This window comes from Labrenzia sp. PHM005 (assembly GCF_006517275.1).
In the GTDB taxonomy this organism is placed as follows: Bacteria; Pseudomonadota; Alphaproteobacteria; order Rhizobiales; family Stappiaceae; genus Roseibium.
The window spans coordinates 3,374,705-3,401,429 of the sequence record NZ_CP041191.1; the positions used below are offsets into that span (position 1 = coordinate 3,374,705).

24 protein-coding genes and 1 tRNA gene are annotated in these 26,725 nt (G+C 55.4%); 22 read left to right on the forward strand and 3 right to left on the reverse strand.

Features of this window, described 5'->3' with window-relative positions; all coding sequences use genetic code 11:
• Positions 1 to 44 precede the first annotated feature (44 nt).
• On the forward strand, positions 45 to 680 hold the full coding sequence (locus tag FJ695_RS15310; protein ID WP_141186257.1) for an HAD family hydrolase: 636 nt from the start codon (positions 45 to 47) through the stop codon (positions 678 to 680).
• A complete protein-coding gene (locus FJ695_RS15315; protein WP_141186258.1) occupies positions 677 to 1,483 on the forward strand; it encodes a phosphodiesterase in 807 nt (268 codons plus the stop codon). The genes FJ695_RS15310 and FJ695_RS15315 overlap by 4 nt, the downstream gene beginning before the upstream one ends.
• Before the next feature lie 102 nt (positions 1,484 to 1,585).
• Here the strand turns inward: FJ695_RS15315 and lipB are convergent, their stop codons facing one another.
• Positions 1,586 to 2,293: a lipoyl(octanoyl) transferase LipB gene (gene lipB, locus FJ695_RS15320; protein ID WP_141186259.1), complete on the reverse strand. Its 708-nt coding sequence runs from the start codon at positions 2,291 to 2,293 to the stop codon at positions 1,586 to 1,588.
• A 97-nt stretch (positions 2,294 to 2,390) separates the two neighbouring features.
• Between lipB and FJ695_RS15325 the strand changes: the two genes are divergently transcribed.
• Together FJ695_RS15325 and FJ695_RS15330 are read left to right on the forward strand one after the other, a co-directional pair.
• A complete protein-coding gene (locus tag FJ695_RS15325; protein ID WP_141186260.1) occupies positions 2,391 to 2,657 on the forward strand; it encodes a FliM/FliN family flagellar motor switch protein in 267 nt (88 codons plus the stop codon).
• 123 nt (positions 2,658 to 2,780) lie between these two features.
• A tRNA-Leu gene (locus tag FJ695_RS15330) sits at positions 2,781 to 2,867 on the forward strand.
• Positions 2,868 to 2,970: 103 nt separating this feature from the next.
• On the opposite strand, the gene FJ695_RS15335 is transcribed toward FJ695_RS15330, so the two are convergent.
• Complete coding sequence (locus FJ695_RS15335) at positions 2,971 to 3,705, reverse strand: MOSC domain-containing protein (RefSeq protein WP_168206376.1); 735 nt, start codon at positions 3,703 to 3,705, stop codon at positions 2,971 to 2,973.
• A 661-nt stretch (positions 3,706 to 4,366) separates the two neighbouring features.
• Between FJ695_RS15335 and FJ695_RS28295 the strand changes: the two genes are divergently transcribed.
• The 6 genes from FJ695_RS28295 (at position 4,367) to mgtE (ending at position 16,364) form a co-directional block, all read left to right on the forward strand.
• Positions 4,367 to 9,730 (forward strand): LamG-like jellyroll fold domain-containing protein, encoded by a 5,364-nt coding sequence (locus tag FJ695_RS28295; protein ID WP_247653643.1) that lies wholly within the window; start codon positions 4,367 to 4,369, stop codon positions 9,728 to 9,730.
• A gap of 241 nt (positions 9,731 to 9,971) precedes the next feature.
• A complete protein-coding gene (locus FJ695_RS15360; RefSeq protein WP_141186262.1) occupies positions 9,972 to 11,621 on the forward strand; it encodes a U32 family peptidase in 1,650 nt (549 codons plus the stop codon).
• Positions 11,622 to 11,827: 206 nt separating this feature from the next.
• Positions 11,828 to 12,370 (forward strand): VOC family protein, encoded by a 543-nt coding sequence (locus FJ695_RS15365; RefSeq protein WP_141186263.1) that lies wholly within the window; start codon positions 11,828 to 11,830, stop codon positions 12,368 to 12,370.
• 74 nt (positions 12,371 to 12,444) lie between these two features.
• On the forward strand, positions 12,445 to 14,055 hold the full coding sequence (locus FJ695_RS15370; RefSeq protein ID WP_141186264.1) for an FAD-dependent oxidoreductase: 1,611 nt from the start codon (positions 12,445 to 12,447) through the stop codon (positions 14,053 to 14,055).
• A 3-nt stretch (positions 14,056 to 14,058) separates the two neighbouring features.
• The gene (locus tag FJ695_RS15375; protein ID WP_141186265.1) at positions 14,059 to 14,274 is read left to right on the forward strand and encodes a DUF2783 domain-containing protein; all 216 of its coding nucleotides are present in this window, start codon (positions 14,059 to 14,061) and stop codon (positions 14,272 to 14,274) included.
• 674 nt (positions 14,275 to 14,948) lie between these two features.
• On the forward strand, positions 14,949 to 16,364 hold the full coding sequence (mgtE, locus tag FJ695_RS15380) for a magnesium transporter (protein WP_141186266.1): 1,416 nt from the start codon (positions 14,949 to 14,951) through the stop codon (positions 16,362 to 16,364).
• Between the two features lie 17 nt (positions 16,365 to 16,381).
• Here mgtE and FJ695_RS28300 read toward each other — a convergent pair whose 3' ends face one another.
• Positions 16,382 to 17,170, reverse strand: coding sequence for a MarR family winged helix-turn-helix transcriptional regulator (locus tag FJ695_RS28300; protein WP_141186267.1), 789 nt, complete (start codon positions 17,168 to 17,170; stop codon positions 16,382 to 16,384).
• 151 nt (positions 17,171 to 17,321) lie between these two features.
• Here FJ695_RS28300 and FJ695_RS15390 point away from each other — a divergent pair, with 151 nt between their 5' ends.
• The 12 genes from FJ695_RS15390 to FJ695_RS15445 all read left to right on the forward strand — a co-directional run bounded on the left by FJ695_RS15390 (position 17,322) and on the right by FJ695_RS15445 (position 26,684).
• Positions 17,322 to 17,747, forward strand: coding sequence for an organic hydroperoxide resistance protein (locus tag FJ695_RS15390; protein ID WP_141186268.1), 426 nt, complete (start codon positions 17,322 to 17,324; stop codon positions 17,745 to 17,747).
• Between the two features lie 61 nt (positions 17,748 to 17,808).
• A complete protein-coding gene (locus FJ695_RS15395) occupies positions 17,809 to 18,099 on the forward strand; it encodes a YciI family protein (RefSeq protein ID WP_247653645.1) in 291 nt (96 codons plus the stop codon).
• A gap of 87 nt (positions 18,100 to 18,186) precedes the next feature.
• Positions 18,187 to 18,615, forward strand: a complete 429-nt coding sequence (locus tag FJ695_RS15400; RefSeq protein ID WP_141186269.1) for a VOC family protein — start codon at positions 18,187 to 18,189, stop codon at positions 18,613 to 18,615.
• A 59-nt stretch (positions 18,616 to 18,674) separates the two neighbouring features.
• Complete coding sequence (locus FJ695_RS15405) at positions 18,675 to 19,385, forward strand: GH25 family lysozyme (protein WP_141186270.1); 711 nt, start codon at positions 18,675 to 18,677, stop codon at positions 19,383 to 19,385.
• Positions 19,386 to 19,465: 80 nt separating this feature from the next.
• Positions 19,466 to 19,867: a MerR family DNA-binding transcriptional regulator gene (locus FJ695_RS15410; RefSeq protein ID WP_141186271.1), complete on the forward strand. Its 402-nt coding sequence runs from the start codon at positions 19,466 to 19,468 to the stop codon at positions 19,865 to 19,867.
• Positions 19,867 to 20,310, forward strand: coding sequence for a PaaI family thioesterase (locus FJ695_RS15415; protein WP_141186272.1), 444 nt, complete (start codon positions 19,867 to 19,869; stop codon positions 20,308 to 20,310). Before FJ695_RS15410 ends, FJ695_RS15415 begins: the two co-directional genes overlap by 1 nt.
• 2 nt (positions 20,311 to 20,312) lie before the next feature.
• Entirely contained in the window at positions 20,313 to 20,771 is a 459-nt protein-coding gene (locus FJ695_RS15420) for a GNAT family N-acetyltransferase (protein ID WP_141186273.1), read from the forward strand.
• Positions 20,768 to 21,940, forward strand: coding sequence for an isovaleryl-CoA dehydrogenase (locus FJ695_RS15425; RefSeq protein ID WP_141186274.1), 1,173 nt, complete (start codon positions 20,768 to 20,770; stop codon positions 21,938 to 21,940). The genes FJ695_RS15420 and FJ695_RS15425 overlap by 4 nt, the downstream gene beginning before the upstream one ends.
• Before the next feature lie 94 nt (positions 21,941 to 22,034).
• On the forward strand, positions 22,035 to 22,814 hold the full coding sequence (locus tag FJ695_RS15430; RefSeq protein ID WP_141186275.1) for a hypothetical protein: 780 nt from the start codon (positions 22,035 to 22,037) through the stop codon (positions 22,812 to 22,814).
• 557 nt (positions 22,815 to 23,371) lie between these two features.
• Positions 23,372 to 24,436, forward strand: a complete 1,065-nt coding sequence (locus tag FJ695_RS15435; protein ID WP_141186276.1) for a patatin-like phospholipase family protein — start codon at positions 23,372 to 23,374, stop codon at positions 24,434 to 24,436.
• On the forward strand, positions 24,436 to 25,899 hold the full coding sequence (locus FJ695_RS15440) for a GntP family permease (protein ID WP_209010677.1): 1,464 nt from the start codon (positions 24,436 to 24,438) through the stop codon (positions 25,897 to 25,899). Before FJ695_RS15435 ends, FJ695_RS15440 begins: the two co-directional genes overlap by 1 nt.
• A gap of 92 nt (positions 25,900 to 25,991) precedes the next feature.
• Complete coding sequence (locus FJ695_RS15445) at positions 25,992 to 26,684, forward strand: SDR family NAD(P)-dependent oxidoreductase (protein ID WP_141186278.1); 693 nt, start codon at positions 25,992 to 25,994, stop codon at positions 26,682 to 26,684.
• Positions 26,685 to 26,725: the final 41 nt, after the last annotated feature.

Below are 26,725 nucleotides of genomic sequence, written 5' to 3' on the forward strand. Positions count from 1 at the left end.
CTTAAGACAAACCGGCACTGCGTCCTCACACAGGAAACCAGCACATGATCATGTTTGATTTTGATGGTGTGATCTCTGATTCAAAAGAGGTCTGCCTAGAGGCTTGCCGTGCGGCGGCCCGGGAACAGGATGAACGGGTCGCGATTGGTGATGATGCCTTCTCAGACCTCGACCCGCTGACATTCGAAGCGCTGGCCATCCGGCACGCTCTCAAGCCGGATGCCTTCGCGGCGTCTGTCGCTAATCATGTTTCACAGCGGGCGGACCTTTGCCAGCCATTCGGCGGCATCCCGGAAATGATCGCAGAGATTTCCGGGCAGCATGAATTGGCGGTGATCAGCGCAAGTCATAGCCGTGTGATCCGGTCTTTTCTGGTCAGGCATGGACTGATCGAAAAGTTTCTTCACGTGATCGGTGGAGATACTCCCGGCAACAAGGCTGAAAAGATCGCAAATCTCAAGAAGACGGCCGGCGGATCAAGCCACGCGTTTGTTGGTGATGCTGTTAGCGATATGCAGGCCGGGCAAGCCTGTGAGTTGCCGGTGATTGCAGTAACCTGGGGATGGCAACCGCGGGGGCGTCTTGAGGAGGAAAACCCGGATCATATTGTGACCAGCCCTCAGGAGCTGAGTGAAGTCATCCGGGGAATTTCTGTGTCGACGGAAGGAGCATCCTTATGAAACTCATCCATCTAACGGATCTCCATATCGCCCCCGATGACAACGGGACCGCCTACGAAGGGGCGGCGAATCGCGCGGCACGGGCGGTTGATATCATCAATGCGGATCACGCCGACGCAGAACTTTGCGTTGTTACCGGCGATATCGTTTATGACCCCGACCCAGAAGCTTACGAGTTGGCTGAGCAAATCCTCTCGAAGCTTCAGGTTCCGGTGATCAGCCTGGTGGGCAACCACGATGACCGTGATATGGCGTTCAAAGCCTTGTCGTCCCTAACTCTGGATCGGGATGGTTTTGCGCAATGTGTCGTAAAGACCTCCGGTGCCACTTGCATCATGCTGGACACCAAAGCCGAAGGGACACACGCGGGTGCGTTTTGCAAAAAACGCCAGGATTGGCTGGACGCCGCTCTGAATAAGATCAGCGGCTCAGAACCTGTCTGGATCTTCCTGCATCATGCGCCGTTCCCAACCGGTTTGCCGGCCATGGACACCATCGGTTTGAGCCCTGAAGACGCCAATGCGCTGGGCGATTTGCTCTCCGCGCATGGCGGTGTCGAACATCTTTTCTTTGGGCATTATCATCGGCCCATGTCTGGCCGCTGGCGGAACATTGCTTTTTCGGCACACCGGTCGTTAATGCTGCAATGTGCGCTTGATCTTAAGACCCAGGAACATGTCCCGGCGGTTCCGGAAGAGCCGCAGTTTGGCATTGTTCTGGCGCAGCCGGATTTGACCGTTGTTCACTACCATGATTTTGACAGGGATCCGCCGGACTTGACCTTGGGCGCTGCCGAAAGTTGACCGCCTCCGGTAAGCAAATGAGTTGGCCAGGTTCCTCTGCGCAGGCGCCCATGTTGAACCACGGCGGTTGCAAAAATGGTTGAGAGCGGGCTTCAGCTGGTTTTAAGCCGCAATTGTTTGTCCAAAAATCTTCTCAAATTCGGCCCGCAACACACTGTCGTTTTCGGCCATTGTGACCGGAATGCCGAGATCGACCAGGCTGGTCACACCGTGCTCGCTGACGCCGCAGGGAACGATGCCGGAGAAATGATCCAATTCCGGCTCCACATTAAAGCTGATGCCATGAAATGTGGTCCATTTGCGTAAGCGAATGCCGATGGCAGCAATCTTGTCTTCTACGTTGAGGCCGCGGTCTGGCCGGGGAACCCAGACGCCAACCCGGTCTTCGCGCCGTTCACCGCGGATGTGATAGTGCCACAGGGTGTTGATCAGCCAGGCTTCGAGCGCTGAAACAAACACGCGAATGTCCTGCCTGCGGCGTTTGAGATCCAGCATGACATAGGCAACCCGCTGTCCGGGCCCGTGATAGGTGTGCTGACCGCCCCGGCCAGTGCGGTAGACCGGAAACCGATCTGGGGTGATCAGATCCTTGTCGTCGGCTCTCGGTCCGGCCGTATAAAGCGGCGGGTGTTCCAACAGCCAGACCTGCTCATTCGCGGTGCCATTGATGATTCGCTGCACATGAGCATCCATTTCCCGTGTGGCGTCCTCATAGTCGACGAGATCATCTGAAATCCGCCATTCAACCGGTGCAGAGCCTGGAAGTGGCAGAAAATCAATGTTTAGGGCGTCGCGGTCGTCAGGTGACATGTGGATGACACTTCTTTGTTTTTTGAGCAGGCTGCCCATCCCGTGGTAAGATAGGGCGCTGGCGGATGTCCGCTCTATTTAAGGACTAAGGCGTGTTATGGCCACCTTTGATGAAATCAATGTCGATATCTCAGTCGTACTTGGCGAGAACCTCATGCCTGTGCACCAGCTTTTGCGCATGGGCCGCGGCGCGGTGATCGATCTCGATGTTGATGAAGACGACGACGTCAAGATTTACGCCAACAGCACGCTGGTTGCCAAAGGCCAGGTGGTTCTGCTGGGCGAGCGGATCGGCATCTCCATCACCGAAGTTCTGATGCGGCCGCCGGAAATCCGGCCGATGCGGACCGATGGGCCGCTTTGAAAAAACTCTTCAAAAGAAAATTCAGGTGCCTGTGAATTATTGCAGGCTTCGCTCTTGCGCCCCCAAAAACCTTTTGCTACATGGGGCGCCTCGACGCGATCAGCGCCGGGAAAAACTGAATATGCGGTCGTGGCGGAATTGGTAGACGCGCAGCGTTGAGGTCGCTGTGGGCTAACCCCCGTGGAAGTTCGAGTCTTCTCGACCGCACCATTCATCAATCACACTACCAGGTGATTGAAAACAAAGGCGCTCTTCGGAGCGCCTTTTTTGTTTTGGCGCCTATCCGAGAAATTCCCCTTCCTTGGGTCAAGAGTTAAAAACCAAGATCTGTGTCACGTCGATGGGCCGGGTCCTTGGCCGGGTAAGAAATCCCGACGAGCTGTCCAGCTTCGACCGTTCCAGGCCGTAGAACCGACGCATAGACACCGAAATTCAAGTCGAATGACCGTGAGATCGCTTTCAAGATTTGCGGATCTTTGGGGAGGGTGTCTTGTCCGGCCGTGACCATGACACAGCGTTCGGTCTTGTGGGTGACCTTCAGGCGGGCATCGCCGATTGAAAGGACACTTCCAAGAAGGTCTTCAGATGTCATGTGGTCCGGGACATCCAGAACGATATTGGCGCGGAAGCGACGCGTGTCGATCTCGGCTTCCGGAAGAAGTGCCTGCAACTTATCCAATTCGGACGACAGAATGATGTGAACCGCTGCATCATCGAAGTGCGGACTATTTTGCTCGCGAACGATTTCAACTGGCTGATCCAGAACCTTTGACAAGCGTTGGTCAAGACCGTCCGATTGAATGTGCTCCAGCTGATCTCCGGGCGTCCCGATATACGTGGTTCCATCCTTAATTTCCGCGCGCAAGGCGAGGAGATTGCCGATTCTTTGGAACCTGTTTGTCGATTTGCCGCTGCCGAGTTTTCCGTGTTGATCGGCCAATGCAAAGAGCCTGTCGCCTTGGAAGCCTCTTTCCTCGGCATAAACCAGATCCACTTGTTCGCCCTGCAGGGATTTCACCGGATATCGCCACAGGGATCGAATTCTCATGTTGGTGTTCCTGGCAGATGAAAGACCGTGTTTCAAAAACATGTTCGCCAGAGATCCGAGGGCTGCTGCGCTCTGGTCTGGTTATCAGTAATTTTCATCGTTTTGGACGTTTGTCCATGTTGCTGTTTTCCGGCGGAAACCAGCTGTATCGATAAACTATAAATGGGGATTTCTTGCAGAGGTCCGTTTCGATAGGTGCGTTATGTTATCTGTTCTGATCGGAAATTGAATTCCTTTGCGGAAATCGTTTGGAATAACTCGCCGTCCCCGTTGATTTTTATTACTCCGCTGAAAATAGTTTCAAAAAAGTGAAGGCGAACGTTTCTGTTATGTATATTTTGGATTAATTTAAAATAGAGTTTTAGTAAAAATCTGGTTGGAATTCCTTCTTTTGAATTTCTAATTTATATATATAAAACAATAATTTAATAAAAATCGAATTTAGTAAATATTTATTCAATTTTTATATTTGTCTCGATGTCCAAATTCTATCAATAAATGAATATATTTTCGACATATTTTGCTATTTTTTTCGTCAAATTTTCAGAATTACATTAACTCCGTCGAAGCAGAATCCAGAAATTAATCTTTTGGGCGCCATGCGTTTATGCAGCAGGTCGGGGGGCTCGTTGTATTCATTTTTCATGGGGAGGGCAGGACCATGCAATCGACAAGTATTTCTCTTCATAACTCCGCTGTTTATACAATCGCCGGTCCGACGGATTTTTCTGGCGAGCGCGGGGATTATTTGCAGGCGGCGCATTCAGACGCTCTGGCCTTGGCCAATGGCACGATCTCGCTGACCTTTGCGGCCGATACGGTTGAGGGCAGCCGGACGCTGTTTTCCAAGGATGGCCGGGGCTATGACAGCGGCGGTCACCTGACGGTCTATCTGAAGGACGGCTTTTTGTATGTGCGCCAGCAGTCGGACACAAAAAGCGAATATCTGAAGGTCAAGGACGTGGTGATTGCTGCCGGCCAGACCTATCACTTGGCCGTCTCCTTTGGCGCGGACGGGGTGAACTTTTATCTGAACGGCCAGCTGGCAGCGTCCGAGCCGGAGTTCCAGCAGGGACTGGAAGCCAACACCCGGGCCTTTGTGGTCGGTGCGTCCGGGGCCTGGCGCTCCGATGACAGCCAGCGGGCATCCTCCCAGTTTGACGGCACGATCTCCGACGTGATGGTGTTTGGCAGCCAATTGGGTCAGACCGATGTGGCGGCACTTGCCGGAGCGGTGGATGCCAATTTTGAGAGCGTTGCTCTCAACGCCATTGCGCAGAACAATCTGATCCCGGCGTTCCAGCAGCTGCATCATGGCTCGGATGAAGCCAAGGCGCTGGCCATGGCCTATGGCATCACGCATGACGGCGATCTGACCACCGGGGCGGCGATCCAGTCCGGAACCGATGGGGCCGATACGCTTGCAGGAACAGGTGAGGCCGATGCCATTGATGGCGGGCTTGGCAACGACACGATCGATGGCGGGGGCGGCAATGATGTCCTGCAGGGCGGCTATGGCAATGACGATCTGAGCGGCGGCGAGGGCAATGATGTTCTCGATGGCGGCCACGGCGAAGATGTGCTGAATGGCGGGGCGGGGGATGATCTTCTGATCTCACGCTCCGATGGCCGGGAAGGGGCGATTGCCTATGTGGAAGGGCGCGACGAGGGCGACCCTTACAATGAGCTGACCAATGGCAAGCTCTATCCGAACCAGCCGATCCCGGCGGATGATGTTCTGACCGGCGGCGCGGGCGCGGACACCTTCTACTTCCAGACCCTGATCAACGCCAAACAGCGGTACATCGAAGAGCACACCCAGGATGACGGCACGATCCGCTGGCATGGGGTGGCCGGCGAGAACGACAAGCTGCACGACCATTGGGTCGACATGATCGGCAATGACGTGATTACCGACTTCAACCGGGGTGAGGGCGACCGGATCCTCATTGAGGGCCACACAACCAAGATCCGCTCGATCAGCTATGGCGATGCCAACTCCGACGGGGTTATGGATCACTCGGTGATTCAGCTTTATTCCGACCAGGGCCGGGGCGGCGGCGCCCACCATATGGATGAGCTGGGTACGATCACGGTCTATGGCGACCTGGTGCGCCTCACCGACATCTCCACCACCTCCCGGCCGGCTTACGGTATCGTTGAATCCATCGCCGATCTCAACGAGGCCATCCAGCCCATCCAGATCTCAGAAGACAGAGGACCAATCACGCCACCGGACAATCTGCCGGAACAAGCGGACTTGCCACTGCCAGTCGGAATGACACCTGTCTTTGCCTTTGCCGGTCCGACGGATTTTTCTGGCGAGCGCGGGGATTATTTGCAAGCGGCGCATTCGGAGGCGCTGGCCTTGGCCAATGGCACGATCTCGCTGACCTTTGCGGCCGATACGGTTGAGGGCAGCCGGACGCTGTTTTCCAAGGATGGCCGGGGCTATGACAGCGGCGGTCACCTGACGGTCTATCTGAAGGACGGTTTTTTGTATGTCCGTCAGCAGTCGGACACAAAAAGCGAATATCTGAAGGTCAAGGACGTGGTGATTGCTGCCGGCCAGACCTATCACTTGGCCGTCTCCTTTGGCGCCGACGGGCTGAACTTTTATCTCAATGGCCAGCTGGCGGCCTCCGAGCCTGAGTTCCAGCAAGGTCTGGAAGCCAATACCCGGGCCTTTGTGGTCGGGGCCTCCGGAGCCTGGCGCTCCGATGACAGCCAGCGGGCGTCCTCCCAGTTTGACGGCACGATCTCCGACGTGATGGTGTTTGGCAGCCAATTGGGGCAGACCGATGTGGCGGCACTTGCCGGAGCGGTGGATGCCAATTTTGAGAGTGTGGCGCTTAATGCCATTGCCCAGAACAATCTGATCCCGGCGTTCCAGCAGCTGCATCATGGCTCGGATGAAGCCAAGGCGCTGGCCATGGCCTATGGCATCACGCATGACGGCGATCTGACCACCGGGGCGGCGATCCAGTCCGGAACCGATGGGGCCGATACGCTTGCTGGAACAGGTGAGGCCGATGCCATTGATGGCGGGCTTGGCAACGACACGATCGATGGCGGGGGCGGCAATGATGTCCTGCAGGGCGGCTATGGCAATGACGATCTGAGCGGCGGCGAGGGCAATGATGTTCTCGATGGCGGCCACGGCGAAGATGTGCTGAATGGCGGGGCGGGGGATGATCTTCTGATCTCACGCTCCGATGGCCGGGAAGGGGCGATTGCCTATGTGGAAGGGCGCGACGAGGGCGACCCTTACAATGAGCTGACCAATGGCAAGCTCTATCCGAACCAGCCGATCCCGGCGGACGATGTTCTGACCGGCGGCGCGGGCGCGGACACCTTCTACTTCCAGACCCTGATCAACGCCAAACAGCGGTACATCGAAGAGCACACCCAGGATGACGGCACGATCCGCTGGCATGGGGTGGCCGGCGAGAACGACAAGCTGCACGACCATTGGGTCGACATGATCGGCAATGACGTGATTACCGACTTCAACCGGGGTGAGGGCGACCGGATCCTCATTGAGGGCCACACAACCAAGATCCGCTCGATCAGCTATGGCGATGCCAACTCCGACGGGGTTATGGATCACTCGGTGATTCAGCTTTATTCCGACCAGGGCCGGGGCGGCGGCGCCCACCATATGGATGAGCTGGGTACGATCACGGTCTATGGCGACCTGGTGCGCCTCACCGACATCTCCACCACCTCCCGGCCGGCTTACGGTATCGTTGAATCCATCGCCGATCTCAACGAGGCCATCCAGCCCATCCAGATCTCAGAAGACAGAGGACCAATCACGCCACCGGACAATCTGCCGGAACAAGCGGACTTGCCACTGCCAGTCGGAATGACACCTGTCTTTGCCTTTGCCGGTCCGACGGATTTTTCTGGCGAGCGCGGGGATTATTTGCAAGCGGCGCATTCGGAGGCGCTGGCCTTGGCCAATGGCACGATCTCGCTGACCTTTGCGGCCGATACGGTTGAGGGCAGCCGGACGCTGTTTTCCAAGGATGGCCGGGGCTATGACAGCGGCGGTCACCTGACGGTCTATCTGAAGGATGGCTTTTTGTATGTCCGTCAGCAGTCGGACACAAAAAGCGAATATCTGAAGGTCAAGGACGTGGTGATTGCCGCCGGCCAAACCTATCACCTGGCCGTTTCCTTTGGCGCGGACGGGCTGAACTTTTATCTCAACGGCCAGTTGGCGGCCTCCGAGCCGGAGTTCCAGCAGGGGCTTGAAGCCAATACCCGGGCCTTTGTGGTCGGTGCGTCCGGAGCCTGGCGCTCCGATGACAGCCAGCGGGCGTCCTCCCAGTTCGACGGCACGATTTCCGACGTGATGGTGTTTGGCAGTCAATTGGGTCAGACCGATGTGGCGGCACTTGCCGGAGCGGTGGATGCCAATTTTGAGAGTGTGGCGCTCAATGCCATTGCCCAGAACAATCTGATCCCGGCGTTCCAGCAGCTGCATCATGGCTCGGATGAAGCCAAGGCGCTGGCCATGGCCTATGGCATCACCCATGATGGCGATCTGACCACCGGGGCGGCGATCCAGTCCGGAACCGATGGAGCCGATGCGCTGTCGGGAACCGGTGAGGCCGATGCCATTGATGGCGGGCTTGGCAACGACACGATCGATGGCGGGGGCGGCAATGATGTCCTGCAGGGCGGCTATGGCAATGACGATCTGAGCGGCGGCGAGGGCAATGATGTTCTCGATGGCGGCCACGGCGAAGATGTGCTGAATGGCGGTGCAGGCGATGACCTTCTGATCTCGCGCTCCGACGGCCGGGAAGGGGCGATTGCCTATGTGGAAGGGCGCGACGAGGGCGACCCTTACAATGAGCTGACCAACGGCAAGCTCTATCCGAACCAGCCGATCCCGGCGGACGATGTTCTGACCGGCGGCGCGGGCGCGGACACCTTCTACTTCCAGACCCTGATCAACGCCAAACAGCGGTACATTGAAGAGCACACCCAGGATGACGGCACGATCCGCTGGCATGGGGTGGCCGGCGAGAACGACAAGCTGCACGACCATTGGGTCGACATGATCGGCAATGACGTGATCACCGACTTCAACCGGGGTGAGGGCGACCGGATCATCATAGAGGGCCACACCACCAAGATCCGCTCGATCAGCTATGGCGATGCCAACTCCGACGGGGTTATGGATCACTCGGTGATTCAGCTTTATTCCGACCAGGGGCGGGGCGGCGGCGCCCACCATATGGACGAACTGGGCACAATCACGGTCTATGGCGACCTGGTGCGCCTCACCGACATCTCCACCACCTCCCGTCCGGCCTACGGCATCGTTGAATCCATCGCCGACCTCAACGAGGCCATCCAGCCCATCCAGATCTCTGAAGACAGGGGACCAATCGCTCCACCGGATAATTTGCCGGGGCTGAGCGGTCTCACTCCTCCGGCTGGTGTCAATGCCGTGTTCTCTGTCCCTGGTCAGCTTGAGTTTGAAGATGTGCGCAACGGTCAATTTGCCATTCCGCATCAAGGTGCGATGCAGGTTGATCAAGGGACCATCGCGTTCTCATTCAGAGCAGACACAATCTCTTCGTATGATGCGCTGTTTTCCAAGGACGCAAGCGGCAATGGGTCTGGCGGACATGTGACTGCCTTCATCAAGGATGACGGAACCTTGAAGGTCCGGTTTCAAAGCTCAACCGATGAAACCTGGCTCTACGCAAGGGATGCGGTTGTTGCCGGGCAGGACTATGATTTTGCGCTGACGTTTGGCGATGACGGGGTGGTCGTTTATCTGAATGGGCAAGCAGTTGCCTCGGATGCGGAATTCGATGCCAGCCTCCTCGGTAATCAGGAGTATCTGATTTTGGGTGGCAATGGCTGGGGCAGTGATGCCGGTGAAATCGGCTGGATCGGCAACCGGTTTGATGGCACGATCTCCGACTTCACAATCCTTGATCAGCAACTGGGCGCGTCCCAAATCACCCCGCTGTTCACGGATGACACTGCTTTTTATTGACGGCGCCTCAACAACTCTGGAAAGCGGATCAGGGCATTCTTTAGGGCAGCGTTCCGCTTTCCAGCTTTTTCGGACACTCGAGACCGTCAGTTCACACACGCAATCATGACCCCGGTTTGCTCTATCAGCTATGGATGCTTCGGCATCGAATGCTGTTTCGGCGTTTTACGGGTTTTTACAGATCTCAGATCCGCCAATTTCCCTTATGAGGCGGGCGTTTCAGACTGTTTAGGCAAACCCCATGACCGAGAAGCGTTCCGAACTCCTGATGCCGGCTGGCAACCTGCGCAAATTGAAGATGGCCATCCTTTATGGCGCGGATGCCGTCTATCTCGGAACGCCAGACATGTCCTTACGCACGAAATCAGAGTTTTCGCTGGAGGACGTGGTTGAAGGTGTCGAGTTTTGTCACAAGCACGGCCGGCGCGCTTATCTCACGCTCAATCTCTTTTCGCATAACAAGGACATTCCGAAGCTCGACGAATACATCGAGACCGTGCGCAAGGTGAAGCCCGACGGTTTGATCGTCGCCGATCCCGGTGTCTTTGCCTATGTGCGTGACAAGGCGCCGGATCTTCCTTTGCATGTCTCCACTCAGAGCAATATCTGCTCCTGGCTGTCGGTGAAATTCTGGCAGGACCAAGGGGCTGAACTCTGCGTTTTGGCGCGCGAGGTTTCCTTCGCTGAGCTCACCGAAATTCGTGAAAAATGCCCTGATATCAAACTGGAGGCCTTTGTGCACGGCGCCATGTGCATGACATATTCCGGCCGCTGTCTGTTGTCGAATTTCATGGCTGAACGCGGCGCGAACCAGGGCAACTGCGCCAACTCCTGCCGCTGGAATTATAAACTCCACGTGCGGTTGAAGGATGGCACGGTCGAAGAACTGAACATCACCGAGGACAATGCGCATCTGTTTGAGTTTCTGCTTGAAGAAGGCTGCCGTCCGGGCCAGCTGATGCCGATTGAGGAGGACGAGCGCGGCTCTTACATCCTTAATTCCAAAGATCTGTGCATCATGCCGAAGCTGAACGACTATCTGCAAATCGGTGTTGACAGTCTGAAGGTCGAGGGGCGGGGAAAATCAGAATACTACTGCGCCATCGTGGCAAGAGCCTACCGCATGGCCATCGACGACTATTATGCCGATCCGGAGAATTGGGATCCAAAACCATACATGCGCGAGCTGGAGGCCGTTGGAAACCGGGGTTATACGCTGGCGTTCCACGAAGGCCGGCTGACCAATTACGCCCACGATTATGAGCACACAGCCTCGCTCGCCCAGTGGGAATATGCCGGTGTTGTCACCGAAGTGACCGAAGACGCCTTCCTGGTTGAGGTGAAAAACAAGCTGGTGGCCGGTGAGGTTCTGGAATTTGTTTCGCCGATTTCCCGCGAAACGGTGCTGCTGCGCGTTTATGATTTTGAAAAGGCAGCCAATGGCGAACGTGTGCCGGAAGTTCATGGCAGCAACCGGACGGTGATTCGGCTGCCGTTCGCGTTGTTTGATCACGAGAACCTGGACGGTCTCAAGGCCCGCTTCCCGGCCTTTACAGTCTTGCGCAAAGAGCGGGCGCTGACGGACGAGCAGTGGAACCGGGTGCGGTTCGACAAACTGGTGCAAGGGCTGGAGGTCACCGGTAAGGACAATCCAAAAGCCTATGAACGTCGCCGCGATGCCTTGGTTGAGAGCATCGGGGAAGGGGCAGACGAGCGCCGGTTCAAAACCAACCGGATCGGCACCGAAGGCTGCTGCGGCAAGGGCTGCAATGGCTGCCTGATGTTCTGGCAGGACCCGCAATATGAACGGGCCCGCGACGTTCTCCTAAAACGCAAACAGGGCGAACAGCTCACGCGTGCTGAGGCCAGTGAATTGAAGCAGGCGGGATGAGCCGGGCTGCATTATCTTCCTGCAGTCGTTGAGAACTGAGGCTCTATCCGCCCCTTTTTCAGTCCGCTAATCGCCAGCGGAAAACACCTATCGTGTACCTTGTGACTTGCAATTAGTTACATATGTAACTAATTTGATCTAAATCAAGGCAGCTGATTGGTGGCTGTATATAGTTACAAACGTAACTAATAAGGAGGATTGGGTTGATGAAAATTGAGCAGATGCATCACGTTGCCTACCGGTGCAAAGACGCCAAGGAAACCGTCGAATGGTACGGCAAGATGCTGAACATGGATTTCATCCTGGCAATTGCCGAGGACCATGTGCCGTCCACTCATGAGCCTGATCCTTACATGCACATCTTCCTGGATGCCGGGAACAACAATGTTCTCGCCTTCTTTGAATTGCCGACAAAGCCAGAAATGGGTTTTGACCCGAACACGCCGCGCTGGGTCCAGCACATCGCATTCAAGGTCAAGGACCGGGACGAGCTGATTGGCTTTAAAGACCATCTGGAAGCAAACGGGGTTGAAGTTCTGGGCGTGACCGATCACTCAATCTTCCACTCCATCTATTTCTTCGACCCGAACGGCCACCGCGTAGAACTTGCCTGCCCGGATCCGGACGAAGAGGCGCTTTTGGCCAAGCTGGATGATGTGAAATGGCAAATGCTGGAAGAGTGGTCGAAGACCAAAAAAGCGCCGAAACACGCTGAATGGCTGCACGCAAAAGAGCTGTCCGATGTGTGAGAAAACCGAATGCGACCGCTGCGGCAAATGCGGGGCATTTGACACGATTTCAGCGGGATTGGGAGGAGAGCCCGATGTTTCAAACCTATCAGTATCCGGAATTCGACTACCAGCAATCGGAAGAGCAACGCGCAGGCACGGTCAAACGCCATCCGATGGTGGTGATCGGGGCCGGGCCCATAGGCTTGACGGCCGCGCTTGATTTTGCCCAGCGGGGCATTCCAACGATTGTCCTGGACGACAACAACACGGTTTCCATTGGCTCGCGCGCCGTCTGTTATGCCAAACGCCCACTGGAAATCTGGGACCGGCTCGGCTGCGGTGATCGCATGGTCGACAAAGGCATCAAGTGGAAGATCGGCAAGGTGTTCTTCCGCGATGATCTGACCTACACCTTCGACCTGTTGCCCGAAGACGGGCATAAAAATCCGGCCTTTATCAACCTCCAGCAGTATTATCTGGAGGAATATATGGTCGAGGAATGCGCCAAGTCGAACCTCATTGATCTGCGCTGGAAGCACAAGCTGATCAACCTGACGCAGCTCGATGACGGCGTGTCGCTGACCATCGAGACCCCCGATGGTGTTTTCACCATGGAAGCCGATTGGGTTCTGGCCTGTGATGGCGCCAATTCCGACACCCGCAAGATGGTAGGTGCCGGATTCTCCGGGCAATTTTTCCAGGACCGGTTCCTGATTGCCGATATCATCATGAAGGCCGATTTTCCGACCGAACGCTGGTTCTGGTTCGATCCGCCGTTCCACCGGGGGCAATCGGCTCTGTTGCACAAGCAGTGCGATGACGTCTGGCGGCTCGATTTCCAGCTGGGCTGGGAGTCTGACCCGGAAGAAGAAAAGAAACCGGAAAACATCATTCCGCGGGTCAAGGCGATGCTTGGTGAAGACACCGAATTTGAGCTGGAGTGGGCCTCGGTCTACCAGTTCGCCTGCCGCCGGATCGACCAATTCCGCTATGGCCGGGTTTTGTTTGCTGGCGATGCGGCCCATCAGGTCTCACCCTTCGGCGCTCGCGGGGCGAACACCGGCGTTCAGGACATCGACAATCTGGCCTGGAAGTTAAAGCTGGTCATGGATGGCGATGCGCCGGAAAGCCTGATCGACAGCTACCATGAAGAACGGGCGTTTGCGGCCGACGACAATCTGTTGAACTCGACCCGGTCCACCGACTTCATCACACCGAAGAGCGAAGCCTCACGACGCTTCCGTGATGCGGTTCTGGACCTGTCCGAAGTCACCGATTTTGCCAAACCTCTGGTCAATTCCGGACGGCTTTCAGCGCCAACGCCTTATGTGGAAAGCTCCCTGAACACGGCGGATGAATCCAGTTTTTCCGGCTCCATGACACCGGGCACCTGCTGCCTGGATGCGCCGGTCAAGGTGGGTGGCGACGACGCCTGGTTCCTGAACCAAATCGGGGACGGCTTTACCCTTCTGGTGTTTGGCGACGAGGAAGCCGAGACCGTTGCAGTCGGCAACGTCAAAGCCAATGTCCTGCGTGTCGGCAGTGATGTGGAAGATCCAGAGGGTAAGCTGGCAGAACGTTATAATGCGGCGCCTGGGACGGTCTATCTGATCCGCCCGGATCAGCATGTTGCCGCGCGCTGGCGTTATTTCAACGACAACAAGGTGGCATCAGCTTTGAAAACCGCGATTGGAGGCGCGTGATCCATGGCTCTTGAACTCACACGCAACATCGCCGACCCGGATGGTTTTTATGAGCATCTCGTCTCCAGCCAACGTCACATGAGCGACGAAGAGGCCAACCAGATGAATGCCCGGTTGATCCTGATCCTGGCCAATCAGGTAGGCGAAATGGAGACGCTTAAGGCGGCCATTGATTTCGCGGTTGACCCGAAGGTGGGCCGCAAACAAGCCGCTGCCTAGAAGATGCGGGTGGCTGCGGCCACCCGAATTTGGCCAATTCCAGAATAGCGTCCCGTTGGGGCGCTTTTTTTGTTCGAAGGCCGACCAACTGCCGTCTTTAGACCTAACCTTGTATGGTACTTCTGTTTGGATGTTGTGTGCTCTGGCCATGCGCGCAAGCAGATATAAGGGGGCAGACAAATCTCATGGCGAGTAGGGGTGGTGAAACCGGAAAAAAAAACCTGTTTGTGCGGGGCGCTGGAATGGCTGTTTGTCTTGCGCTTCTCTTGCAAATCTTCACTCTAGATGCCTCTGCCCAAGAATTTTCGCCAAATGTCTCCTCGCTTGGTTCTTTGACTTGCCAGCAGCTCTGGTATTTGGAGCATGAGCTTCTGGCCGTAGGCAGGATATGCCTGAAATCCGCCCGGGCACGGCGGGCCTTTCAACGGGCGAAACCCTGCATTTCTTCAGAAGAGCGCATCCTGCCGGCAAATGTTCGGAGTTACCTCACTGAGGTCCGTAAAACAGCGCGCGCAAAGAACTGCTCAAAACAGTGATGCCACTTGGATAACCCTGTGGACCTTCTGCGCTTTTGCTGTGGCGCTTTTTTACTTCTGCCGTTAGTTCTGAAACTCACAGTCCCGGTTCCGCTGCGTTCCGGATCCTGAACAGCTAGCAATCAAGGGGAGGGCGAGATGAGCGAAGCTGCTGAGCTTGACGTAAGCCCTTCTCCAGATCTGCAAATCCCCGTCCGCGACGACGAAGAACGGCTCAATCCGGACTTTATTGCCGCCGTTGAGGCTGCGCTTCACGTTGAAAATCGTGCGGAACTGCATGTACTGGCCGCCGATCTGCACGAGGCGGATACCGGCGACCTTCTGGAAACCTTAAGCGCCGATGACCGTGCCGATTTCATTCGCCTGCTCGGTGATGAATTTGATTACGCGGCGCTAACGGAGACCGATGAAGCGGTCCGCCTGCAGGTTCTGGAAGACCTGCCGAATGAAGTCATCGCGGAAGGCCTGGGCGAACTCGATTCCGATGATGCTGTCTACATCCTGGAAGACCTCGACGAGGACGACCAGGCGGCCATTCTCGAAGAGCTGCCCTACGCCGACCGGGCGCAGCTCAAGAAGGCTCTGGATTACCCGGAAGAGAGTGCCGGGCGGCGGATGCAGAGCGAATTTATTGCTGTTGCACCGTTCTGGACCGTTGGCCAGACCATCGACTACATGCGCGAGGCGCGCGACCTGCCCGACAGTTTTTACGAGATCTATGTGGTCGATGCCTCGTTCAAGCTGCTCGGCTCTGTGCATCTCGACAAGGTCTTGCGGGCCAAGCGGGAAGAAAAAGTCACCTCGATCATGGCCGAACGGCTGGATGCCGTGGAGGCGACGGAAGATCAGGAAGAAGTGGCCCGCCGGTTCGAGCGCTACAATCTCGTCTCCTCGGCTGTCGTTGATGAGAACGGCCGCCTGGTTGGGGTTCTCACCGTTGATGACATCGTCGACGTGATCCAGGAAGAGGCGGAAGAAGACCTGCGCGCACTGGCCGGTGTTGGTGACGAAGAGATCTCCGACAGTGTGATGACCATTGCGCGCTCGCGTCTAACCTGGCTGGTGGTCAATCTTGGTACGGCTGTGCTGGCATCCGTCGTGATCGCCATGTTCGACGAAACCATCGAGGCGATGGTGGCGCTGGCGGTTTTGATGCCGATTGTTGCCTCCATGGGAGGCAATGCGGGCACACAGACCATGACCGTTGCCGTGCGCGGCATCGCAACTCAGGAGCTGGGTGCGCGCAACATGGTCCGGGTTCTCAACCGCGAGATCCTGGTCAGCGCTCTCAATGGCGTTGCCTTGGCGGTGCTCATCGGCATCACCGCCTGGCTGTGGTTTGCCAGCCCCGGGCTCGGCCTGGTAATCGGCAGCGCGATTATCATCAACATGCTGTTTGCCGGCCTGTCTGGGTTGCTCATTCCGCTGGTTCTGGACCGGTTCCATATTGACCCGGCCATTGCTTCCAGCGTGTTTGTCACAACGGTCACCGATGTGGTTGGCTTTTTTGCGTTTCTCGGTATCGCGGCGATCTGGTTTGGCTTGCCGTTTTAGGAGCCTCGATCCCTCTCTTAGGTTAGATCAGCATCGCGCAGATTGTCCCGCAGCTTCATGATCTTGTTTTGAAGATCAACCACCTCTTCCAGGCTCATTCCGGTTGACGTGAAAACGCAGTTGCCGAAGTGTTCGGTCTTTTTCTGCAAATTCCGGCCCTTGCGAGTGAGTTTCAGGATCACCTGCCGTTCGTCCTTGGTGGAGCGGGTCCGGGTGAGAAGGCCCATGGCCTCCAGGCGTTTTAGGAGCGGGGTCAGCGTGTTGGTGTCGAGTTGCAGTTTCTGGGTGATCGCACCAACGGGCACATTGTTCTTGTCCCACAGAACCGTCATGGCCAGGAACTGCGGATAGGTGAGGCCAACTTCCTTCAAAAGCGCCTTGTAGACACTGTGCATGGCGTGGTTTGCGGAATAGAGTGCAAAACACAAATATTTATCCAGCGGCAAGGGACCGTCTGGCTGGATCTCCAAAGTGCCAATCGCTGGTTCTGCAGTGGCAGTCTCCTGTGACACCGGATCAGACACGTGGGCTGGATCAGCCGGGCCCAAACTTTCAGTTGCCTTTGCCGGCCGGGCGTCTTCCGCAACACCTGTTGCATCAGTCTCCGCGACCTGACCTGCGTCCGTGTCGTCTGCGGCTGCTGCCACATCCCCTGCCGGTTCAGCCTTCTTTTTGGCTTTACGTTTTTTCAGCGAAGCCTTGGCGCTCTTTGGTTCGCTGGCGCCTTCTTTGTTGGTTTTCTTCTCTTCTGGCTCGCTGAATCCGATCGCGTCCAGGAGAGACATCTGATTGGTCGTGTCACTCATAATCCGCCTTATAAATCGCGCGCGATATGATCGCAACCTGTTGACCTTCTGGCGCTGTCATCCTATGTGGGTAAAATATATCGCGCGCGATATAAAATCTGCCATCAAGTGGATTTGTTCAAGTTTTTGAAACGGTAAAGGAAATAACGAAATGAGCGTTGACGTGCTTTATGAAGCAAAAGCCAAGGCAACCGGCGGCCGCGATGGGACGGTTGAAACTTCAAACGGCTCCTTCCAGGCGAAGCTGACAACGCCGAAAGAACTCGGTGGGTCAGGAGGGGACGGCAACAATCCGGAAGAGCTGTTCGCCGCTGGCTATGCAGCCTGCTTTATCGGTGCGCTGAAATTTGTCGGCGGGCAGGAGAAGATCGCAGTTCCTGCTGACACCGCCATCAATTCCACGGTCGGGATCGGGCCACGATCAGAAGGCGGGTTTGGTCTGGAAGTTGCTTTGGAAGTCACGCTTCCTGGCATGGATAAGTCAGAGGCTGAAGCGCTGGTCGCCAAGGCGCATGAGGTTTGCCCTTATTCCAACGCCACTCGGGGCAACATCGATGTGAAGTTGTCTGTCGTCTGATCACTATGACCGGTCCAGCAAAACCGCAGGGCCGGTTTCTATTACCGGAGCTTTTCAATCAATGGCCCAAAACCTGTTTGTCGTTGATCTCACCTATGTTGTCCCGTTGGATCAGGTTGATCCTCATCTCGAACCGAACCGTGATTTCTTGAAAACGAACTATGAGGCCGGCCTGTTTGTCGCGTCAGGCCCCAAGAAACCACGCACCGGCGGCATCATCCTGGCGAAGGCAGAAATCCGGGACATGATCGAAGCGGTCCTTCAGCAAGACCCGTTCAAACAGGAAGGCCTCGCTGAGTATGTTGTGACGGAATTCAATCCGGTTATGATCGCAGACGGCGTTACCTTTTGATCCGAATGGCGTCTGTGCATGTTCGCCAAAGATCGGGTCTGGTAACGGATTTGATACGGTCTAATGGGTTTCGAATAGGAAGTGGTGGTGGCCGAACGTCCAGAAATCAATGGTATTTTAGAAACCTCGGTTTATGTCGACGACATGGACATCGCCCATGATTTTTACGGCGGGATCCTGGGGCTTAAACGCATGGTCGCGGGCGATAGGCTCTTTGCTTATGACGCTGGACCGGAACAGACCTTGTTGGTGTTTTTTCGCGGACACACGGGCGCGGATGTTCCAACCCCTGGCGGTGTTGTGCCGGGACATGATACCAGCGGATCTGGCCATTTTGCCTTCAAAATCAAACCGGAGACGCTCGATCCTTGGCGGGCTTATCTTAGAGAAAACCAGATAGACATTATCAGCGAAGTGGATTGGCCCGCCGGTGGCACAAGCCTTTATTTCAAGGATCCGGATGGCAATATTTTGGAGCTGGCCGCAGCACCACTCTGGCCGAATTATCTATCCTGATTTTTAAAGATTCTTCGGGCATGGTGTGACTGCTATTGGGGCCGTTGAAGAGGGGCGGAATGAATTTCTTGCAAGCAGTCTTGCGGACCTTGTTCTACATTGCCGTGGGCGGTGTGATTTCTATTGCGGGAGCAGCTTTCTTTTTCATGAACTGGGAACCGGACCGGGACGATTACACTCTGCGCGGGGTAGATGTCTCCCACCATCAAAAGGACATCGACTGGCAAGCGGTCGCCGGCGACGACGTTTCCTTCGCTTACATCAAGGCGAGTGAGGGAGGGGACTTCAAGGATAGTGCTTTCAAACGCAATTGGGAGGGGGCTAAGTCTGCTGGCCTTGCCAGAGGGGCTTATCATTATTTCAGCCTGTGCAAGGAAGGCGCTGCTCAGGCGCGCAACTTCCTTTCGGTTCTACCTGATGATCCTGACATGCTCGCGCCGATGCTGGATCTGGAGTTTGAAGGCAATTGTGCCCGCCGTCCGACCGTTGGCGAGATGCTTACGGAAATCAGCGATTTTGTAGCCGCCGTGGAGCCGGCAACCGGCAAACGCGTAATCTTTTATGCGCCGGAAGAGTTCTACAAAACTTACCTGAAAGACCGCGGATTGAACCGGCGGCTGTGGGTCCGCTCGATCTGGCATGCACCGTCTTATGCAAAGGAATGGGTGCTGTGGCAGTATCATCAGCGCGGGACGGTCAGCGGAATCTCTGGGAATGCTGATTTGAATGTTTTGCAAAAGGGCCTGGCACTCAAGGATTTGCAAAGATAATTTATTGAAAAATATGATGAAAAACTGATCTATTGACTTTAACGTAAAAAGAAGAAAGTCTGCGCCCCAAAGGATCGGGCATGCAGCGTTATTTTACCATTACCCAGCTTACGCAGGAGTTTGACATCACCACCAGGACGCTTCGGTTTTACGAGGCGCAAGGCTTGGTGACACCCCAGCGGCGTGGGCGTCAACGGCTCTATACGCCGGGTGACCGGACCCGCATCAAACTGATTCTGCGCGGCAAACGGCTTGGCTTTTCTTTGGCCGAGGTCAAGGAATTGATCGGCATGTACGGCAGCGCGCCCGGAGAAGCCGGGCAGTTGCGCTTGCTGATGGAAAAGATCTCTGCACGCCGGGATGAGCTTTTGGAAAAACAGCGGGACATTGAATTGACTTTGCTGGAACTGGAAGAAGTGGAAGCCGGTGCGCTCGCGCGGATGGAAGAACTCAGCCCTGTGCCCAGTGAGGAGAGCCCTTGATGGATTTGACACCGAGATCTGAGGATTGGGAGCAGCGGGTCCGCAAGAGTTTCAAGGCTCAGGGGTTCATGACCTATTTGGGGGCTGAGATATCCCATCTTGCGCCGGGTGCCGTTGATCTGGAACTCAAGCTGAAACCGGAACTTACTCAGCAGCACGGCTTTTTCCATGCCGGAGCGACGTCGGCCATTGCCGACAGCGCCGCCGGATATGCCGCGCTCAGCCTGTTTGCCGACGGTGTTGGCGTTCTGACAACCGAATACAAGGTGAACCTGCTCAATCCGGCCGCGCAAGATATCCTTGTGGCTCGCGGGCGGGTAATCAAACCAGGGCGGACCCTGACCATTGCCCGCGCGGATGTTTATGGGCTCGGAGACACCGAGCAAGTGCATGTCGCAACGGGCCTGTTCACGCTGATGAGCGTTTCCGGGGTGAAGGATTAACAATGAGTGACGTGAAAATCCGGCCGATCACACGAGATGATAAGGCCGCTTGGTGGGGCCTTTGGCAGGCCTATCTTTCTTTCTATGAGCAAACCCTCACGGACGAGATTTCAAACATCTTGTTTGAGCGGCTTCTTGGAGAGGAGTACCACGATGGTTTTGTCGCCGAACAGGACGGCAAGCTCGTCGGTTTTGTCCACTACCTGTTTCACGCCAGCACCTGGTCGCTGGAACCCACCTGTTATCTGGAAGACCTCTTTGTCGATGGCCAGATACGCGGCGGCGGGGTTGGCCGGAAACTGATCGAGGCTGTTTATGCAGCAGCTGATGAGAGTGGCTGCAGCAATGTTTATTGGCACACACATGATCACAACACGACGGCCCGCAAGCTTTATGACCGGGTCGGCAAGTTGAGCAACTTTGTGCGCTACGAAAAGCGCAAATGGGAGGATACGATATGATCCGCAACGATTTTCCGAGCTTCAACTTCAACCTCGGCGAAACCGCCGACATGCTGCGGGACACGGTCCGCTCCTATTCCCAGGACCGGATTGCGCCGCTGGCAGAAAAGATCGACAGGGACGACTGGTTCCCGCGTGAACTTTGGCCGGAAATGGGCGAACTTGGCCTGCATGGCATTACTGTGGAAGAAGAGTGGGGCGGCTCCGGCCTCGGCTATCTGGAACACTGTATTGCCATGGAAGAGGTCAGCCGGGCGTCGGCTTCCATCGGCCTCAGCTACGGCGCGCACTCCAACCTTTGCGTCAACCAGCTGCGCCGCTGGGGCAATGACGACCAGAAAAATCGCTACCTCGGCAAGCTGATTTCCGGTGAACATCTGGGCGCGCTCGCCATGTCCGAGCCGGGCGCAGGATCTGATGTTGTCTCCATGAAGCTGAAGGCCGAGAAAAAGGGCGACAAATACATCCTCAACGGTTCCAAGATGTGGATCACCAACGGCCCGACCGCTGAGACCATGATCATCTACGCCAAGACCGATCCGGACGCTGGCCCAAAGGGCATCACAGCCTTCCTGGTGGAAAAGGATTTTCCAGGGTTTTCCGTTGCCCAGAAACTCGACAAACTTGGCATGCGCGGGTCGGAAACCGGCGAGCTGGTGTTCCAGAACTGTGAGGTTCCGGAAGAAAACGTGCTCGGTGAAGTTGGCAAGGGCGTCAATGTCCTGATGTCCGGTCTCGACTATGAACGCACGGTTCTGGCGGCCGGCTGCATCGGTATAATGCAGGCCGCCATGGACATTGTGATCCCTTATGTCCATGAGCGCGAACAGTTCGGCAAGCCGATCGGCACCTTCCAGCTGGTTCAGGGCAAGGTTGCGGACATGTACGTTTCTATGAACGCATCCAAATCCTATGTCTATGCGGTGGCGCAGGCGTGTGACCGCGGCGAAACCACCCGCGAAGATGCCGCTGGCGCGATCCTCTATGCGGCGGAAAACGCGACCAAAATGGCTCTCGATGCGATCCAGCTGCTCGGTGGAAACGGTTATATCAACGAATATCCGACTGGCCGCTTGCTGCGCGATGCCAAACTTTATGAAATCGGCGCCGGCACCTCCGAAATCCGCCGCATGCTCATCGGCCGAGAGATTTTCTCGAAGACGGGCTAAGAGTGTTTACGTAATTTCAGGTTGCAATAGGCGGTGAAATCCTTGACTGATTTCGCCGCCTATTTCGTATGCACCTACAGGGATCACGGCATACATGACGAATGAGCCATCCACCATTCTCAGTCATTTGTTGCGCGGTGTGGCGACAGATGATGTGGAAACGATTAGAGATTCTTGGAGGGGGCTGCTTCAAGATAAATGCGGCTCAGAAGCGGTTGTCCGGCGCAAGCTACAGACTGATGCTTGGGAAAAGAAACCAAGCGGTCCGATCGCGAAGTATTTTGGGGTTCTTCTTGCTCTACTTCACGAACTGGACACAGTTTCTTTCCGTAAGGAAATCCGGCGGCTTTCGATTACTGATCTAAACCCGCATCATCGGCTTACACTCAAAGTGTTGTCGCTTCGGTGTGGCGATGCGGCAGCAACGAGGATAGGTCCTGACGTCCCTGTATTCATTTCGGACGAAATAGAGAATAAAAGTGAAATCATCAAAAAACTGGAGAAATGGGGCCAAACACGAGATCTAGATCTTAAGGATGTGACGAGGGTTGATGTCGTCGCGTCTCATCCACAACTTGACTATTTGGGCCTATACAATCTTCCCTTTTCAGGAGTTATTCTTGCTTGGCCGTCTGATGAAAAAGTGCGTGGCATTTCGCTTTGGTGGCGCAATTTTCTGGTCGAAAAGACTTTTTATCACGAAGTTGGTTGCCATGCTTGTGGCCACCTCGAAGGTGGACAAGTGCCGGAACAGGAAAGAGAAGCAGACCGCTATGCGTCGAAGATGATGCAGAACTCCCGCCCGATAACAGTTCGGACAATCCGGTTTGTATTTTGGCCACTCATCTACTATTGGAAATTTAATAAACGCTGAGAATTCCAGTAGCCATTTTTGGGGAAGGTATGGCGGTTTTTCAAAGTGCGATGTGAAGCAGCTTGACAGGAAATTCATGGCATTTTGAATCTGGAAATGTTGCTGTTGTTGCTCCGCAAATCTTAAGCTGGGGTGCTGCGTAAAGGTACTGGTACAAATTGAGGAACCATGGCAGCAGCGACAGCAATCGCGATTGGGGCAACCGGCAGCATTAGAGCTGCGGTTCTGGCAGAACTGCGGCAGACAGGCACTGTTTGAACAAGTTATCTGCCTTGGTGTCAGTCAGATCTTTAGGTTGATCTTCTGAAAGGCGCTATGAACGAAGACGCAGCCCGGTGGCCACAGGCTTCTCCATTATGACGTTCATGCTTGCACCAACCGAGGAAAGGCTAAGGTGCAAAAATTCATTGAATTGTGCATTGCAATAAGATCGGATTGGCAGTTTCATAAGCCCGGTAGCAGAGCGGCCTCAAACACCCGCACCCGTAAATAGCGGGTAACTGGCACAAGCGGACGTTTTTACCTGATCGGTTCTTGGAAGTTGGTGAGCTGATTTTATGAAGAAACAAATCGACATCGCGTTGCAAGGCGGCGGGGCGCATGGGGCCTTCACTTGGGGGGTGCTTGACCGTTTGCTGGAGGAGCCGGATCTCGAAATCGCCGGGATATCCGGCACAAGCGCTGGGGCTATGAATGCCGTCGCATTGGCGCAAGGGCTGTGTGAGGGCAGTGCGGAGAGAGCCCGGGAACTTCTCAGCGACTACTGGCTGGCGATAAGCGATGCAGCGCGCTACAGCCCGATACAGCGGACTGTTCTTGATCGGTTGTGGGGGCGCTGGAGCCTTGAATACTCCCCAAGTTTCATATTGTCACAACATTTCAGCCGCAGTTTTTCGCCCTACCAGTACAATCCGATGGATATCAATCCGCTCAAGGATATCGTCGAAGATATTTTCGATTTTGATCTAATTAATCGGTCCGAAACTCCGCGTTTGTTTTTGTCAGCGACCAATGTGAGGACCGGCCGGCCAAAGGTTTTCCGCCAACCGGATCTATCTGCCGAAGCTGTGATGGCGTCTGCGTGCTTGCCATTTATGTTCCAGGCGGTCGAGATCGACGGCGAGGCTTATTGGGACGGCGGTTATATGGGGAATCCGCCGCTGTTTCCCTTGATTGACGAGACCAACGCCAGGGATGTGGTCCTCATTCAGATCAATCCGTTTTACCGAGAAGAGGTTCCCAAAACCGCCTATGAGATCGAAAACCGGTTGAATGAAATCACCTTCAACGGCAGTTTGATCAAGGAGTTGCGGTCGATTGGTTTTCTTTACGAACTGATCCAGCACGAAGGCCTGGAGCGGGAGGCGTATCGCGATGCCCGGCTGCATATGATTAGTGCCGAGGCGGAAATGCGCGATCTGAGCGTTTCCAGCAAATTGAACGCAGAACGCCAGTTCCTGCATCATCTTCACAAGCTTGGGCGTACCACGGCTGAAACCTGGATTGATCAGCATTGGGAGGATGTTGGCAAACGAACAACCTGGAGCCCCAGGTTTGTGTTTGAGGAAAGCTTGAAACCGGCCCATTTGCCGGAGGAAGAGGAACGGGAGCTCGACAGCTGATGGACCTTCTTGCCATTCTCGTCGCCCTCGGGCTGTTGATGTTTCTAGCCTTCAAAGGTGTGACGATTTTAATCGTTGCGCCACTGATGGCGCTTTTGGCGGCGATCATTTCAGGGGCATTGCCGCCGCTTGCTGCCTATACTCAGATATTCATGAGCAACACGGGCGATTTCATTATCGACTTCTTCCCATTGTTTCTGCTTGGGGCTGTTTTCGGCAAATTGATGGATGACAGTGGGTGCGCTGAATCCATCGCAAAGGGTGTGATCGCTTGGCTAGGGCCGGAGAGGGCGATCCTTGCCGTGGTTCTGTGCTGCGCCGTACTGACATTTGGAGGTGTTTCCCTGTTCGTTGTGGCCTTCGCGGTTTATCCGATCGCCGCATCGCTTTACCGGGATGCCGATATTCCCAAGCGGCTTATTCCAGGAACCATCGCGCTTGGGGCTTTTACCTTCACAATGTCCGCGCTTCCCGGCAGTCCTGCTATCCAGAACGCAATTCCAATGCCGTTTTTCGGGACTACATCGTTCGCAGCGCCTGGACTGGGTGTCATCACCGCTGCACTGATGTTTGGATTAGGGATGGTTTGGCTAAACCGCCGCCACGCCCAAGCTATCGCAACTGGGGAGGGGTACGGCACTCATGAAGACAGCATTGTCAAACCAACCGTCGTGATGCGGGAGCAAGCCCAGGCGGAAGGGTTTGATATTGCTGAGATTGATGTCAAAGATCAGGTGAAAGATACCGCCCCGTCTGGCTTGCCTTCGTTTGCACTCGCCATCGCGCCGGTGGTGGTCGTGGTGGCCGTCAATATGGCGTTTATTCAGTTCATTGTTCCTTTGCTCCAGGTCGATTTCCTATCGCTGCCCTTGTTTGGAGAAACCAATCTAGAGGCAGTTCGCGGGCTTTGGGCGGTTATCATCGCTTTAACGTTGGCGAGCCTCTTTGTCATTGGCACCAATTGGGGACGGCTGAGTGATTTAAAAGCAAGCCTGAACAAAGGCGCGGACGCGTCTGTCTTGCCGATTTTTGCAACGGCGAGCCTTGTTGGATTTGGTGCGGTTGTCGCAGCCTTGCCAGGGTTTCAAACCGTCACGGAAGCTCTCATTGGGCTCGGTTCTACCGACCCGCTCATTGCAGTGGCAGTGTCCGTAGCAATTCTTTCAGGATTGACCGGCTCTGCATCCGGCGGCATGAGCATTGCGCTCGATGCGCTGGGCGGAACCTTTGTCGACATGGCCAAAGCGACAGGGACGTCGCTGGAAGCGATGCACCGGATCACATCGGTCGCTTCCGGGGCGATGGATGCGTTGCCCCACAACGGAGCGGTGATTACCGTCCTCGGGATTTGCCAGCTTGGGCATAAAGAAGCTTATTTTGATGTCTTCATGGTTGCGGTGGTCATCCCGATGATTTCCTTGATAGCCCTGATCATATTGGCAAGTGTTTTCGGCAGTTTTTGACCGCCCTGAACAGCTATCTGTCAGCGGCGGATTAGATCTGGGCAGTGCGTGGGTGCGTACTGATTCCCAAGGCATAGCGCATTGGGAAAAACATGACTGAAACGGCGGCACTCGTGATCGGTGCGACGGGTGGAATTGGAAAAGCGATCGTGGCGGAGTTGGAGGCCGACGGTCATTATGACCAGATCATCGCTTTGAGCCGGCGATCTAACCCGAGAATAGATCTGCTGGACGAAGCTACGATCGCTGAGACGGCTGATTGGGTCGAGAAACAGGACCTTCGGATTGAACTGGTGCTAGATGCGACAGGTGCGTTGACGCTGGGTGACAAAAAACCAGAGAAAAGCCTGCGGGAACTGGAACCACAGGCTCTGGCAAAGTCCTATGCCATCAACGCAATTGGCCCGGCGCTTTTGATGAAGCATTTTCTGCCATTGTTGCCCAGGGACGGCAAAAGTGTCTTTGCGACCCTGTCGGCCCGGGTTGGGTCTATTTCGGATAACAAATTGGGTGGCTGGTACAGCTACAGGGCGTCAAAGGCAGCACTCAATCAACTGGTCAAAACCGCTGCAACTGAACTGGCGCGTCGCAAACCGGAAGCCATATGCGTGGCGCTTCATCCAGGCACGGTACGCACGCCGCTCACCGAAGGTTTTGCAAAGTCTGGACTGGAAGTGCAACAGGCGGAGTTTGCGGCTTTGCGGTTGTTGTCGGTCGTTGACAGCCTGACACCAAAGCACTCAGGCGGATTTTTCGATCATCTGGGTAAACCGGTCGGCTGGTAGGATTTTAGGAGATCGGTCCGGGCATATGAGTCATTCTCAAG